General features: G+C 71.4%; 9 protein-coding genes. 5 read left to right on the top strand and 4 right to left on the bottom strand.

Translation table 11 applies throughout. The features are described from left to right. Positions 1-18: 18 nt before the first annotated feature. Together K3769_RS29935 and K3769_RS29930 are read right to left on the bottom strand one after the other, a co-directional pair. Complete coding sequence (locus K3769_RS29935) at positions 19-1,407, bottom strand: M16 family metallopeptidase (protein WP_267029370.1); 1,389 nt, start codon at positions 1,405-1,407, stop codon at positions 19-21. Then, positions 1,404-2,792 (bottom strand): M16 family metallopeptidase, encoded by a 1,389-nt coding sequence (locus K3769_RS29930; RefSeq protein WP_267029369.1) that lies wholly within the window; start codon positions 2,790-2,792, stop codon positions 1,404-1,406. The genes K3769_RS29935 and K3769_RS29930 overlap by 4 nt, the downstream gene beginning before the upstream one ends. A gap of 669 nt (positions 2,793-3,461) precedes the next feature. Between K3769_RS29930 and K3769_RS29925 the strand changes: the two genes are divergently transcribed. Beyond that, positions 3,462-5,912: a DNA gyrase/topoisomerase IV subunit A gene (locus K3769_RS29925; protein ID WP_267029368.1), complete on the top strand. Its 2,451-nt coding sequence runs from the start codon at positions 3,462-3,464 to the stop codon at positions 5,910-5,912. Here K3769_RS29925 and K3769_RS29920 read toward each other — a convergent pair. Both K3769_RS29920 and K3769_RS29915 read right to left on the bottom strand, forming a co-directional pair. After that, complete coding sequence (locus tag K3769_RS29920; protein ID WP_267029367.1) at positions 5,909-7,075, bottom strand: CobW family GTP-binding protein; 1,167 nt, start codon at positions 7,073-7,075, stop codon at positions 5,909-5,911. The genes K3769_RS29925 and K3769_RS29920 overlap by 4 nt on opposite strands. Positions 7,076-7,295: 220 nt before the next feature. Next, positions 7,296-8,477, bottom strand: a complete 1,182-nt coding sequence (locus tag K3769_RS29915) for a citrate synthase (RefSeq protein ID WP_267029366.1) — start codon at positions 8,475-8,477, stop codon at positions 7,296-7,298. Positions 8,478-8,574: 97 nt separating this feature from the next. On the opposite strand from K3769_RS29915, the gene K3769_RS29910 reads away from it, so the two are divergent. The 4 genes from K3769_RS29910 (at position 8,575) to K3769_RS29895 (ending at position 13,366) form a co-directional block, all read left to right on the top strand. Continuing rightward, positions 8,575-9,840 carry a citrate synthase gene (locus K3769_RS29910; protein ID WP_267029365.1) on the top strand — a complete coding sequence of 422 codons (1,266 nt, stop codon included), beginning with the start codon at positions 8,575-8,577 and terminating at the stop codon, positions 9,838-9,840. A 52-nt stretch (positions 9,841-9,892) separates the two neighbouring features. After that, on the top strand, positions 9,893-10,852 hold the full coding sequence (locus tag K3769_RS29905; protein ID WP_267029364.1) for a ferredoxin family protein: 960 nt from the start codon (positions 9,893-9,895) through the stop codon (positions 10,850-10,852). Positions 10,853-11,003: 151 nt separating this feature from the next. Further along, positions 11,004-12,689 (top strand): ATP-binding protein, encoded by a 1,686-nt coding sequence (locus tag K3769_RS29900; protein ID WP_267029363.1) that lies wholly within the window; start codon positions 11,004-11,006, stop codon positions 12,687-12,689. Continuing rightward, positions 12,686-13,366 (top strand): response regulator, encoded by a 681-nt coding sequence (locus K3769_RS29895; protein WP_267029362.1) that lies wholly within the window; start codon positions 12,686-12,688, stop codon positions 13,364-13,366. Before K3769_RS29900 ends, K3769_RS29895 begins: the two co-directional genes overlap by 4 nt. Positions 13,367-13,381: the final 15 nt, after the last annotated feature.

Genomic DNA, 13,381 nt, shown 5'->3' with positions numbered 1-13,381 from the left:
CCGCCCCGTCGCAGATCCCTATTCGGCTGTCACGACGCTGACTTCACCGATACCGAGGGCCCTGACGGGCTCCTCGATCTGCCCGGCGTCCCCGACGAGGACGGTCACCAGCCGGTCCACCGGGAACGCGTTCACGACGGCCGCGGTGGCCTCCACGGTGCCGGTGGCGGCGAGCTGCTTGTACAGCGTCGCCTGGAAGTCGTCCGGCAGGTGCTGCTCGACCTGGTCGGCGAGTGTGCCCGCGACGGCTCCCGCGGTCTCGTACTTCAGGGGCGCCACACCCACCAGGTTCTGTACGGCCACGTCGCGCTCGGCGTCCGTCAGGCCCTCGGCGGCCAGGGTGCGCAGCACCTTCCACAGGTCGTCGAGCGCCGGGCCGGTGTTCGGGGTGTCCACGGAGCCGCTGATGGCGAGCATCGAGATGCCCGTCCCGTCCGGAGCGGAGCGCAGCACCTGGCCGAACGCCCGCACTCCGTAGGTGTATCCCTTCTCCTCCCGCAGGACCCGGTCCAGACGGGAGGTGAGGGTGCCACCGAGGCAGTACGTGCCGAGCACCTGTGCGGGCCACACACGGTCGTGCCGGTCCGCGCCGACCCGGCCGATGAGCAACTGCGTCTGGACGGCGCCGGGCCGGTCGACGATGATCACGCGGCCGGCGTCGTCGGCGGTCACCGAGGGCACGGGTCGCGCCTGGGCCTGGGATCCGGTCCAGGCACCGAGCGTGTCCGCCAGCAGCGCGTCGAGGTCGACGTCCGTGAGGTCGCCGACGACGACGGCGGTGGCCGTGGCGGGGCGTACGTGCTTCTCGTAGAAGGCGCGCACGGCCGCGGAGTCGATCGCGGTGACCGTCTCCTCGGTGCCCTGGCGCGGGCGCGACATCCGGGAGTCCGCCGGGAAGAGCTGCCGGGACAGCTCCTTGGCGGCCCGCCGGGCCGGGTTCGCGCTCTCGTGCGGGATCTCGTCGAGCCGGTTGCGCACCAGCCGCTCGATCTCGCCGTCCTCGAACGCGGGCGCCCTGAGGGCGTCGGCGAGCAGGCCGAGCGCCTTGGGCAGCCGGGAGACGGGCACTTCGAGGCTGAGCCGTACGCCGGGGTGGTCCGCGTGGGCGTCGAGCGTGGCGCCGCAGCGCTCCAGCTCGGCGGCGAACTCCTCGGCGGAGTGCTTGTCGGTGCCCTCCGAGAAGGCCCGCGCCATGATCGTGGCGATGCCGTCGAGGCCCTTGGGCTCGGCCTCCAGCGGGGCGTCCAGGAGGACTTCCACGGCGACGACCTGCTGGCCGGGGCGGTGGCAGCGCAACAGCGTCAGGCCGTTGCCGAGGGTGCCGCGCTCGGGCGCGGGGAAGGCCCAGGGCCTGGCCGCGCCGGCCTGGGGCCGCGGGTGGAACTCCATCGTGGCGAGCTCGGTCACTTGGCCGCCTCCTCGTCGGTGTGGGCGGCGGCGCCGGTGGCCCCGGCGGCGTCGGTCTCTTCGGGCGCGTCGGTCTCGGACGGGGCGAGGGGTTCGTAGACCAGCACCGCGCGGTTGTCGGGGCGCAGGCGGGCCTTGGCGACCTCCTGGACCTCCTCCGCTGTGATGTCCAGGACGCGCTGCACGGCGGTCAGGGCGAGCTGGGGGTCGCCGAACAGGACCGCGTAGCGGCACAGTTCGTCGGCGCGGCCCGCGACCGTGCCGAGGCGGTCCAGCCACTCACGCTCCAACTGGGCCTGGGCGCGCTCCATCTCCTCGGCCGTGGGGCCCTCCGCGGCGAACCGGGCGAGCTCCTCGTCGACGGCGGCCTCGATCACCGGGACCTCGACATCGCCGGACGTCTTCACGTCGAGCCACCCCAGGGAGGGCGCTCCGGCGAGGCGCAGCAGCCCGAACCCGGCCGCGACGGCGGTGCGGTCACGGCGTACGAGCCGGTTGTAGAGCCGGGACGACTCGCCGCCGCCGAGCACGGTCAGGGCGAGGTCGGCCGCGTCCGACGCGCGCGTGCCGTCCTCCGGGAGCCGGTAGGCGGCCATCAGCGCGCGCGCCGGGACCTCCTCCTCGACGACCTCGCGCAACTGCCCGCCCATGGTCTCCGGGAGCGAGCCGTCGCGCGGGGCCGGCTTGCCGTCGTGTCCCGCGATGGAGCCGAAGTACTTCTCGACCCAGGCGAGCGTCTGCTCCGGGTCGATGTCCCCGACGATCGACAGCACGGCGTTGTTGGGCGCGTAGTAGGTGCGGAAGAAGGCGCGCGCGTCCTCGAGGGTGGCCGCGTCCAGGTCGGCCATCGACCCGATCGGGGTGTGGTGGTAGGGGTGGCCCTCCGGGTAGGCGAGGGCGGTCAGCTTCTCGAAGGCGGTGCCGTAGGGGACGTTGTCGTAGCGCTGCCTGCGCTCGTTCTTGACGACGTCCCGCTGGTTTTCCATCGACTCCTCGTCGAGGGCGGCGAGCAGCGAGCCCATGCGGTCGGCCTCCAGCCAGAGGGCGAGCTCCAGCTGGTGCGTCGGCATGGTCTCGAAGTAGTTGGTGCGCTCGAAACTCGTCGTGCCGTTGAGCGAACCGCCCGCTCCCTGGACCAGTTCGAAGTGGCCGTTGCCCTTGACCTGGCCGGAGCCCTGGAACATCAGGTGCTCGAAGAGGTGGGCGAGCCCGGTGCGGCCCGCGACCTCATGACGTGAGCCGACGTCGTACCAGAGGCACACCGCGGCGACCGGGGTCAGGTGGTCCTCGGAGAGCACCACGCGCAGGCCGTTGGCCAGGCGGTGCTCGGTCGCTGTCAGGCCGCCGGAACCGGCCTCGGCTGTGGCCGTGTGACCCATGGGCATGTACGTCCCTTCGATCGCGGGAAACTGCTTGATTCCTGCTAGTCGTGCCACTGTATGCAAGCGCGCGGACGGCTGGCGAAGTTCCCGCGTCGGGTACGCCGAGAGCGAGCACGCAACCGTCCCCGGCCCCGGCCGCCAGACGCACGGAGTCTGGTACATCCACGCGAGCACGCATGCCGCTCCGCACTAGAGGCGCCCCCCGTCGGGGGCGCCCCGGTGGCAGCGCGGGGGCCTGCGCGACCGGTCGGCGGCGCGACCCTGAAGGGGCGCGGGGAACGGCGCGATCTTTCAGACACGCGGGGACCTTCGCGCGTCGTCAGGGGCGCGGGGAACTGCGCGGCCGGCCTCAGTCGGCCCGCACCCGTCAAGCCCCCTGCCCAGTGCCCCTAAAAGGGAGCCGCCACCCCGCGGAGCGGCCCGCGCGCCCCTCCGCCCCCGGCGACGCGGTAGCGTCCTCAAACCTCCGCAGGCACCCGGAGGCCGCGCCCACGAAGCCCCCCGGGGCCCCCGGAACCGCGGCCCGCCGGGCCTGTTGGGACGACCGCGCACCAGCTCCGTACAGCCCGTACGGACGGGTCGTGGTCCGCGTTGTCAGTACTGCGGTCCACAATGGACCGCGTCAGAACCCGCTCATGCCCCGGCAGAGACTGTGAAGGAGTCGCAGCAGCGATGGCCCGCCGCAGCACGAAGACCCCGCCTTCCGACGACTTCGAGGAGCGCATCCTCGACATCGACGTCGTCGACGAGATGCAGGGCTCTTTTCTTGAGTACGCGTACTCGGTCATCTACTCCCGAGCCCTGCCGGACGCCCGCGACGGCCTCAAGCCCGTGCACCGCCGCATCGTCTACCAGATGAACGAGATGGGGCTCCGCCCCGACCGCGGCTACGTGAAGTGCGCCCGCGTCGTCGGCGAGGTCATGGGTAAGCTCCACCCCCACGGCGACGCGTCGATCTACGACGCCCTGGTCCGCCTGGCCCAGCCCTTCTCCATGCGGCTGCCCCTGGTCGACGGCCACGGCAACTTCGGTTCGCTGGGCAACGACGACCCGCCGGCCGCCATGCGGTACACGGAGGCGAGGATGGCCGACGCCACCTCCCTCATGACGGAGTCGATCGAAGAGAACACCGTCGACTTCGCCCCGAACTACGACGGCCAGGAGCAGGAGCCGTCGGTCCTCCCGGCCGCGTATCCGAACCTCCTGGTCAACGGCGCGTCGGGCATCGCGGTCGGCATGGCGACGAACATGGCGCCGCACAACCTCGGCGAGGTCATCGCCGCCGCCCGCCACCTGATCCGCCACCCCGGGGCCGATCTCGAAACGCTCATGAAGTACGTCCCGGGCCCCGACCTGCCCACCGGCGGCCGGATCGTCGGTCTGACCGGGATCAGGGACGCGTACGAATCGGGCCGCGGCACCTTCAAGATCCGCGCGACGGTGTCCGTGGAGAACGTGACGGCGCGCCGCAAGGGCCTCGTCGTCACCGAACTGCCCTTCACCGTCGGCCCGGAGAAGGTGATCGCCAAGATCAAGGACCTGGTCGGCTCGAAGAAGCTGCAGGGCATCGCCGACGTCAAGGACCTCACGGACCGCTCGCACGGCCTGCGCCTGGTCATCGAGATCAAGAACGGCTTCGTACCGGAAGCGGTCCTGGAGCAGCTCTACAAGCTGACGCCGATGGAGGAGTCCTTCGGCATCAACAACGTGGCGCTGGTGGACGGCCAGCCGCTCACCCTGGGCCTCAAGGAACTGCTGGAGGTGTACCTCGACCACCGTTTCGAGGTCGTGCGCCGCCGCAGCGAGTTCCGCCGCACCAAGAAGCGCGACCGGCTGCATCTGGTCGAGGGCCTGCTCGTCGCGCTGCTGGACATCGACGAGGTCATCCGCCTCATCCGCTCCAGCGAGAACTCCGCCCAGGCCAAGCAGCGCCTGATCGAGCACTTCTCACTGAGTGAGATCCAGACGCAGTACATCCTGGACACGCCGCTGCGCCGGCTGACCAAGTTCGACCGCATCGAGCTGGAGACCGAGCGCGACCGGCTCAACGGCGAGATCGACGAGCTGACCGGCATCCTGGAGTCGGACGCCGAGCTGCGCAAGCTGGTGTCGACCGAACTGGCCGCGGTGGCCAAGAAGTTCGGCACCGACCGGCGTACGGTGCTGCTGGCGTCCTCCGGTTCCACTGCCACGGCCGTTCCGCTGCAGGTGGCGGACGACCCGTGCCGGGTGCTCCTGTCCTCCACGGCACTGCTCGCGCGTACGGCAAACGGTGACCCCTTCGGGGAGAGCGAGGGCAGGCGCGTCAAGCACGATCTGATCGTCTCCGCCGTCCCGGCGACGGCACAGGGCGAGATCGGCGCGGTCACGTCCAGCGGACGGCTCCTGCGGATCAACGTCATCGACCTTCCGCAGCTGCCCGAGACCGCCTCGGCGCCCAATCTCTCCGGGGGCGCGCCGATCTCGGAGTTCCTGGCGCTGGAGGGCGACGAGCAGGTGGTCTGCCTGATGACGCTCGACGAGTCGTCGCCGGGCCTGGCGATCGGCACCCAGCAGGGTGTGGTCAAGCGCGTGGTCCCGGACTATCCGTCGAACAAGGAGGAGCTGGAGGTCATCACCCTCAAGGACGGTGACCGGATCGTCGGCGGCGCCGAGTTGCGCACCGGCGAGGAGGACCTCATCTTCATCACCGACGACGCGCAGCTGCTGCGCTACCAGGCGTCCCAGGTCCGCCCGCAGGGGCGGCCCGCGGGCGGCATGACGGGTGTGAAGCTGACGGACGGGGCCAAGGTCATCTCGTTCACGGCCGTGGACCCGGCCGCGGACGCGGTGGTCTTCACCGTGGCGGGCTCTCGGGGCACGCTGGACGACTCGGTCCAGACCACGGCCAAGCTGACCCCGTTCGACCAGTACCCGCGCAAGGGCCGCGCCACGGGCGGCGTGCGCTGCCAGCGGTTCCTGAAGGGCGAGGACTGCCTGAGCCTGGCCTGGGCCGGCCCCGCTCCCGCACGGGCCGCGCAGAAGGACGGGACACCGGCGGAACTGCCGGAGATGGACCCGCGCCGCGACGGCTCGGGGGTCTCCCTGGCGAAGACGGTCTCGGTGGTGGCGGGCCCGGTCTAGCCACCGCCGCCCGGCAGGTCGGCCCGCCCACCCCGACCTGCCACATCCACATCTCCGTCCACCTCCGGCTCCGGCTCCTGCTCCTGCTCCTGCTCCTGCTCCTGCTCCTGCTCCTGTACGTAACGCAGGACGCCCCACATGCTGCGTTCGTCGGCGTGGGGGGCATCGTCCTTGCATGCCTCCAGCTCCTTGCCGAGCGCGACGGCGTCGATGCCGGACCCGATGAGCACGAGCTGGGTCAGCCGCTCGTCCGCGGCCCAGGGTTCCGGGTAGAAGCGCAGGAACCGGCCCACCGCATGCACGGCATACCGGTTACGTTGATCGGCGGCACCGAAGTCAACATAACCCTTGATTCGATACAGACCCTCAGGCCTGCTGTCGAGGAAGTCCATCAACCGCCGGGGTGCAAGGGGCACTTCGGAGGTGAAGGAGACGGACTCGTAGGCGGAGTGCAGATGCCCGAGGTGCTCGTCTGCGTCACCGGCACACCCACTGTCGCCGTCACCGTCCTCCTGCCGGTGCAGGTCGTCGAAGGACAACTGGCCGATACGTTCCTCCGTCGGCCTGCAGTCGAAGAGGAACTCGGGGTCGATCCGTCCGTACGAGGCGGGTACGACAGCGGCACCGTCGGCGAGCGTACGCACCAGCCGGATCACGCGGTCGGGGTCCGGCGTCCGGTCCGCCTTGTTGACGACGACCAGGTCGGCGAGGGCGAGATGCCGGTCGATCTCGGGATGCCTGACCCGGGTGGCGTCGAATTCGGCGGCGTCGACGACCTCCACCAGTCCGCCGTAGACGATGTGCGGGTTCTCGCTGGCGAGGAGCATCTTCACCAGTTCCTGGGGCTCGGCGAGACCGCTCGCCTCGATGACGATCACGTCGATCCGGGACGAGGGCCTGGCGAGCCGGTCCAGGTACAGATCGAGTTCACTGGCGTCGACGGCGCAGCACAGGCACCCGTTGCCCAGCGAGACGGTGGAGTCGCCGAGCGCGCCGGCCACGGCCATGGCGTCGATCTCGATGGCGCCGAAGTCGTTCACGATGGCACCGATACGGCTGCCGCCGCTTCGGTGCAGAAGGTGGTTGAGAAGGGTGGTCTTCCCGGAACCGAGAAAACCGGCGAGGACGAGGACCGGGATCTGTTGGGGACTCGCCTGACTCAACACGCGACCTCTCTCATACCGATTGCGTGCTCCGGCTCACGAACCGGCTCGCACGACGGGGGACGAATGCCCGTCAAGGATATGAGCCGCCCCGGGAAGCGACGAAGGGCGTCCGTGCAGCCTCTTCGCCCGTGTCGTCGGTGACCTGCACCGCGAAGCGAACCCGCCGACACCCACTCCGAACGGGGCCCGCCCCCTTCCCGGCGCCCGCCCTCTCCGTTCAGGCGACCGCCGGTACCGCCACCGGCGCCCCCGGCCCCACATACCGCGCCGCCGGGCGAATGATCTTCGAGTCCTCCGCCTGCTCCAGGATGTTCGCGCTCCAGCCGACCACGCGGGCCGCCGCGAACGTCGGCGTGAACATCTCGCGCGGCAGACCGCACAGTTCCATGACGACCCCCGCGTAGAACTCCACGTTGGTGTGCAGCTCACGCCCCGGCTTGAGCTCCGCCAGAATGGCCTCCACCTGGCGCTCGACCTCGACGGCGAAGTCGACCAGAGGGCCGCCGAAGCCCTGGGCGATCTCCCGGAGCATGCGCGAGCGTGGATCCTCGGTGCGGTAGACGGGATGGCCGAAGCCCATGATGCGGTCGCCCGCCAGAACCCGTTCACGGATCCAGGAGTCGATGCGGTCGGGCGTTCCGATCGCGTCCAGCGTGTCCAGGGCCCGGCTGGGCGCGCCGCCGTGCAGCGGGCCGGACAGGGCTCCCACCGCCCCGCCGAGGCAGGCCGCCACGTCAGCCCCCGTCGACGCGATCACCCGAGCCGTGAAGGTTGACGCATTGAATCCGTGATCAATGGTTGAGATCAGATACTGCTCCACGGCCCGCGCCAGGGCGGGTTGCGGTTCTGAACCCGTGATCATGTAGAGGTAGTTGGCGGCGTACGGCAGATCGTCGCGCGGCTCGACGGGAGCAAGGCCCCGCCCGAGCCGGTGGAGCGCCGTCAGCAGCGTCGGTACGGCCGCCGACGCCGCCAGCGCGTCCGCCAGGCGCTCCTCCCTGCCGAGGTCGTACACCGGCCGGAACCCACGGGCCGCGCCGAACAGGGACAACGCCGTCCGCATCCCCGCGAGCGCTCCGGCCCGGCCACTGGCCGCGGCGATCGCGGGCAGTGCCGCCCGCACCTCCGCGGGCAGCCGCCGCAGTTCCGCCGTTCGCGCGGCGAATGCGGAACTCTGCGCCGCGTCCGGCAGTTCACCGTGCGTCAGCAGATGCCATACGTCCTCGAAGCCGCGGCTCCTCGCGAGTTCCACGGCCGAGTACTGGCGGTAGTGGTAGAACCCCTCGCCCCCTCTGACGTCACCCAGCGCGGTATCGGTGACGACGACGCCCGCGAGTCCTCGCGGGACGTCGACAAAAGCGTCTGCGTCCCGGCCGTTCGCGGCCCGGTTGATCGACATGCTTGCCTCCTCGAACTTGATTTGACTGTCCATGCTTGACTTACTCACTGTCAATATTGATTGAATCAATACACAACCCCTGGATACGGTGATGTTCATGACGGATCAAGAAGCGGCCCCGCCCTACGACGGCGGCGGGCGCCGGATCAGCACCCGGGAAGCGGCCGAGCTCCTCGGCGTGAAGCCCGAGACGGTGTACGCCTACGTGAGCCGTGGCCGGCTCGGCAGCCGGAACAACCCGGGCGGTCGGGGCAGCACCTTCGACCGCAAGGAGGTGGAGGCTCTCGCGCGCCGCAACAGGCGGGAACCGGCGATGGGTTCACCGGCCTCGGGCGCGCTCTCCGTCCGCACCCGGATCACCTTGATCGACAAGGGCCGCTACTACTTCCGGGGCGTGGACGCGACCGAGCTCGCCGCGCGCCACTCCTACGAGGAGGTCGCGGAGTGGCTCTGGACGGGCGTTCTGCGCGCCGGCGCCACCTTCACGGCGCCCGAGGCATCCGTCGCGGTGGCGCGCCGCGCCGTCGACTCGCTGCCCGAGCACACGGGCCCCACCGACCGCCTCCGGGTGGCCGCCATCGCAGCCGCGACCGCCGATCCCCTGCGTTTCGACCTCTCCGAACAGTCCGTGCTCGGCACGGCCCGCACCCTGATCCCCACGCTCGTCGCCGCCCTCCCGCCCAAGAGGCACGACCAGCGGGACGACGGCCCGCTGGCTCACCGCCTGTGGACCCGGCTCAGCGGACGCGACGCCTCACCGGCGGCCCTGCGAGCCCTGGACACGGCCCTCGCGCTGCTCGTCGACCACGACCTGGCCGCCTCGACACTGGCGGTCCGGGTCGCGGCCTCGGCCCGCGCCCATCCGTACGCAGCCGTCTCGGCGGGCCTCGGCGTCCTCGAAGGCCCCCTGCACGGGGCGGCCAGTCGCCTGGCGCACCGGATGCTCCTGGATGTCCTCGACCACGGCACAGCGGCCCCGGTGATCGCCGACGAGCTGCGCGCGGGACGCCGCGTTCCCGGCCTCGGCCACCGCCTCTACACGGGCGAGGACCCACGCGCGCGAGCACTGTTCGCGCTCCTGGAGGACATCCCCCACGCCGCGCCGGCGTTGGCCGCGGCTCACGACGTCGTGGCCACGACCGCTCGTCACGTGCCGCTGCACGCCAACGTGGACCTCGCTCTCGCCGTCCTCACCGCCTCGTCCGGCATGTCCGCCTCGGCGGGCGAGACGATCTTCGCCGTGGCCCGGACAGCCGGCTGGATCGCCCACGCGCTGGAGGAGTACGGCGAGGCACCACTGCGCATGCGCCCGAGCGGCCACTACGTGGGAGATCCGCCACCTCAGCCCCTACCGGAGCAGTGACACCACCGGCCCCACAGGCCACTGGGAGGCAAGTCAGGTTAGGCTCACCTCTGTGAGTACGTGCGCGAAGGTCTCACGAGACCTGGAGGAGCCCCTCGCGGGGACCGCCGCCACGGCGAGGACGTGGCTGCTGGTCGAACAGCCCGGCCCCTGGGGCGCCGCAGCGCTGACATCGAGTCACCTGGATCCCGTGCTGGGCCGCGCCCTGGAGCGGGCCGCCGAGGGCACCGGCGTACGCGTCGCGCTGATCCGCCGCCCGGGACGCCACGCGGACTGCCGCAAGGTCGCCGAGCGTCAGGTGTACGCGGCCCACACCGCGCCGGGAAACGTCTGGCTGCACAGCGCCACCACGTCGGACCCGGGGCGGCTGCTCACCCTTGACTTCGCCGCGCTGGGCAGGGGTCTGTCCGGCTCTTTCGACACCGCGCTGGACGGCCGCCCCCACGCCGATGACCCGCTCGCCCTCGTGTGCACCAACGGCAAGCGCGACCGGTGCTGTGCCCTGCTCGGCCGCCCCCTCGCCGCTGAACTCGCCGCCTCCGGAGTGTCGGGAGCCTGGGAGGTCACGCACCTGGGAGGCCACCGCTTCTCACCCACCCTCCTCGTCCTGCCGTTCGGTTACGCGTACGGGCGCGCCGGGGCCCACGCCGTGAAGGAGGTCCTCCACGGCGTGCGCGAAGGGCGGGTCGTCACCGAGCGGTGCCGTGGCAGCTCCGCCTGGGAACGCCCCGGCCAGGCCGCGGAGCTGGCGGTGCGTACGGCGGTCGGCGAGGACGCGGCGGGCGCGCTGAGCGTGGTCCGTACCGAGGGCCAGGCCCCGCACTGGGAGGTGACGGTCGCCCACACCGATGGCCGCCACTGGCTCGTCTCGGTCGGCCAGGGCGCCTCCCAGCCACCCCGTGCGGAGAGCTGCGGCTCGGCTCTGGGCTCCCCGGCCCGTATGGACGTGACGGCGGTGCGTGAGCTGTCACGTACAGGCGCACAAGGCACCACGGGCCCCGCGACACGTTGACTCTTGCCCCGTTGACCCGTTGACCCGTTGACCTGTGGACGCACCGGCCCGCCGCCCCGCCGGCCTCTTGACCCGCTGACCACGGCGTCCGTACGAGATCCACGCCACTTCGGCTACGGACGTGCCCGCCGTTCCCCGTACCGTCATGGGTATGAGCTCCACTCCCCCTGCTCGACGACTCCGCCTCGGTATGCCCAGGCGGATGTTCTCGCAGGTCCTGCTGATGCAGGTGGCGATCGCCGCCGGAGTCGCCGTACTCGCGACGGGTCTGTTCCTCGCCCCTCTCAGTGATCAGCTGGACGACCAGGCGATGCGTCGCGCGCTCGCGATCGCGCAGACCACGGCGGCTCAGCCGCAGCTCGCCGACGAGCTGACGTCGACGCGCCCCTCGACGGACGGGCCCGTCCAGGCCGAGGCGGAGCGGATCCGCAGGGCGAGCGGCGCCGAGTATGTCGTGGTGATGGACATGCACGGCGTGCGCTGGTCGCACACCAACCCCGCCGAGATCGGGGGACGCGTCTCCACCGACCCGCAGCAGGCGCTGGCGGGCCGGGAGGTCATGCAGATCGACGACGGCACGCTGGGCCGCTCGGCACGCGGCAAGGTGCCGCTGCGCGACGCCGAAGGCGACATCGTCGGCGCGGTCTCGGTCGGTATCGAGTACGACAGTGTGCGGGCCCGCCTGGTCCATGCCATCCCCGGGCTCTTCGCGTACGCGGGCGGGGCGATGGCCGTCGGCGCGCTGGCCGCCTATCTGATCTCACGGCGGGTCCAGCGGCAGACCCGCGACCTGGCCTTCTCGGACATCGCGGGACTCCTGGCGGAACGTGAGGCCATGCTGCACGGCATCAGGGAGGGCGTCGTCGCGCTGGACCGCGAGGGCAGGATCCGGCTCCTCAACGACGAGGCCCGGCGGCTGCTGGGCCTCGGCGACGAAGCCGTGGGACAGCCGCTGGGCACGGCGCTCGGCGAGGGACGTACGGCCGATGTGCTGGCCGGGACCGTCGGCGGAACGGACCTGCTCACCGTACGCGGACAGCGGGTCCTGGTCGCCAACCGCATGCCCACCGACGACGGCGGCGCCGTCGCCACGCTGCGGGACCGCACGGAACTGGAGCAGCTGGGCCGCGAGCTCGACTCCACCCGCGGTCTGATCGACGCCCTGCGCGCCCAGGACCACGAACACGCCAACCGGATGCACACCCTGCTCGGTCTGCTGGAACTGGAGATGTTCGACGACGCGGTGGAGTTCGTCGGCGAGGTGGTCGGCGACCACAGGGCCACCGCGGAACAGATCACCGAGAAGATCCACGACCCGTTGCTCGCCGCCCTCCTGGTGGGCAAGGCCACCGTCGCGGCGGAGCGCGCCGTGGCCCTGACGGTCTCCGACGGGACGCTGCTTCCCGACCGGCTGGTGGATGCTCGGGGGCTCGTCACGATCGTCGGGAACCTCGTCGACAACGCGCTCGACGCCGTCGCCGGCACCCTCCACGCGCGCGTGGAGGTCGAATTGCGCGCGGAGGGGCGTACCGCCGTGCTCCGGGTGCGGGACACCGGGCCGGGGATCCCCGCCGGGCAACACGAGTTGATCTTCACGGACGGCTGGTCGACCAAGGAACCGCCCGCCCACCGGGGGCGCGGGATCGGTCTGCCGCTGGTGCGCCGGCTCGCTGAACGGCAGGGTGGCAGCGCACAGGTCGCGCAGGCGGAGGGCGGAGGCGCGGAATTCACGATCGTGCTGCCGGAAGCCCTCGCGGAACCGGCGCCCGCGTCCCGGCCGCGGTCCGGCCCCGCGCCGCAGGAATCCGCCACGACCACCAAGGAGGAGCAGCGATGATCGAGGTACTGGTCGTGGACGACGACGTCCGGGTCGCTCGGGTCAACGCCGCCTACGTGGAGAAGGTCGCGGGTTTCCATGTCGCGGCCGAGGCACACTCAGCGGCGGAGGCCCTGCGGCAGCTGGAGGCGCTGCCGCGGCTGGATCTGGTGCTGCTCGACCACTATCTGCCCGACGAGACGGGTCTGGCGGTCGTCCAGGAGATGCGGCGGCGGGGCCTGCAGGCCGACGTCATCATGGTGACCGCGGCCCGTGACATCAGCACGGTTCAGGCGGCGATGCGGCACGGTGCTCTGCAGTACCTGGTGAAACCTTTCGCCTTCGCCGGGCTGCGCGCGAAACTTGAGGCGTACGCCGAACTGCGCCGCACCCTCGACGGCGGCGGCGAGGCGGAGCAGGCCGAGGTCGACCGGATCTTCGGCGCCCTCTCCACGAGCACGGAACCGGACCTGCCCAAAGGACACTCCCCCACCACCGCGGAGGCGGTGCGCCAGGCTCTGGTGAACGCGGAGAGCCCTCTGTCCGCCCAGGAGCTCGCCGAGCGGACCGGCCTCAGCAGGCAGACCGCCCAGCGCTATCTGAAGCTGCTGGAGCGCACCGGCCGGGCCACCCTGAGCCTGAAGTACGGCGACGCGGGCCGCCCCGAACACCGCTATGTCTGGGCGACCCGCCTCTGACGGGCCCGCCGGTGG

This window comes from Streptomyces ortus (genome assembly GCF_026341275.1).
GTDB lineage: Bacteria > Actinomycetota > Actinomycetes > Streptomycetales > Streptomycetaceae > Streptomyces > Streptomyces ortus.
This window is presented reverse-complemented; position numbering and strand designations above follow the sequence as displayed.

Excerpts from the sequence above, each read along its gene's own strand:
- K3769_RS29930 (WP_267029369.1), bottom strand. The coding sequence starts at position 2,792 with ATGCCCATGGGTCACACGGCCACAGCCGAGGCCGGTTCCGGCGGCCTG.
- K3769_RS29925 (WP_267029368.1), top strand. The coding sequence starts at position 3,462 with ATGGCCCGCCGCAGCACGAAGACCCCGCCTTCCGACGACTTCGAGGAG.
- K3769_RS29915 (WP_267029366.1), bottom strand. The coding sequence starts at position 8,477 with ATGTCGATCAACCGGGCCGCGAACGGCCGGGACGCAGACGCTTTTGTC.
- K3769_RS29910 (WP_267029365.1), top strand. The coding sequence starts at position 8,575 with ATGACGGATCAAGAAGCGGCCCCGCCCTACGACGGCGGCGGGCGCCGG.
- K3769_RS29900 (WP_267029363.1), top strand. The coding sequence starts at position 11,004 with ATGAGCTCCACTCCCCCTGCTCGACGACTCCGCCTCGGTATGCCCAGG.
- K3769_RS29895 (WP_267029362.1), top strand. The coding sequence starts at position 12,686 with ATGATCGAGGTACTGGTCGTGGACGACGACGTCCGGGTCGCTCGGGTC.